Here is a 907-nt window from a genome sequence, read left to right on the forward strand (position 1 = left end):
GGTCAGGCCGGCTCGTGCAGCCGATCCGGGTGCCGCGCTCGCTCTGGGGCGCCTTCGCGCCGGCGGCGACCGCGGTCACCTCGACCAACGTCGCGTTCGGCGCGATCGGCAGCTTCGGACCCGAGATCGCCGAAGGAGTGGGCTGGACCTCCTCGCTCGCGGCCGGCGGCCTGGTCTCGACGATGCTGGTGGCGGTCGCGGCCGCCCAGCTTCTCGGCCGGCCCGTGCCGGTGCGGCTCGGACTGGTCGCCGGTTGCCTGGCGGGGGCGGGGGGCTGGGGGCTCCTGCTCGTCGCCGTCGAGTCCGACGCCGCCTCCGCCGCCCTCGCCGGGGCCCTCGTGCTCGGCACCGGCGCGGGTCTGGCGCTTCTCTGCTCCGCCGCAGTGGTCAGCTCCATCGCTCCGCTGGACCGGCGCGCGGAGATCCAGGCCGCCTACTTCGCGGTGGCGTTCGTGGCGGTGGCGATCTCTTCGCTCGCCCTCGGGCCGGTCGTGCACAACGCCTCCTTGGCGGCGGCGATGACCGTCGCCGTCATCGCCGACGTCGCGCTTGCTCTCGCGACGACGGTGCTCGTCGTCGTTCATCGACCCACCTCAGGAGGACAGCATGCATCCCCCGCTCACTGAGCCCCCGTTGACGATCGCCGCAGCGCGCCGGGCCCTCGACTCCGGTGACCTGACCGCCGTCGAGCTGGTCGAGCGTGCGGCGGCCGGCATCGCCGCCCACGACGAGGAGCTCGGCATCTTCTTGGCGACGACGCTGGACTCCGCGATGCGCACCGCCACCGAGGCCGACCGACGACGGGCCGCCGGCACCACCCTCGGGCCCCTCGACGGCATCCCGATCGTGGTCAAGGACATCGTCTTCACCAGCGACGCGCCCACGACCGGCCAGAGCCTCGCTCGTG

General features: G+C 74.1%; 2 protein-coding genes. Both read left to right on the top strand.

Going from position 1 to position 907, the window contains the following annotated elements:
- The coding region (locus Q0L15_RS21530) for a hypothetical protein (RefSeq protein WP_296606819.1) at nucleotides 1-626 on the top strand (626 nt) is incomplete at its 5' end.
- The coding region (locus Q0L15_RS21535) for an amidase family protein (protein WP_296606821.1) at nucleotides 607-907 on the top strand (301 nt) is incomplete at its 3' end. The genes Q0L15_RS21530 and Q0L15_RS21535, both read left to right, overlap by 20 nt.

It is taken from the genome of Nocardioides sp., assembly GCF_024509035.1.
GTDB lineage: Bacteria > Actinomycetota > Actinomycetes > Propionibacteriales > Nocardioidaceae > Nocardioides.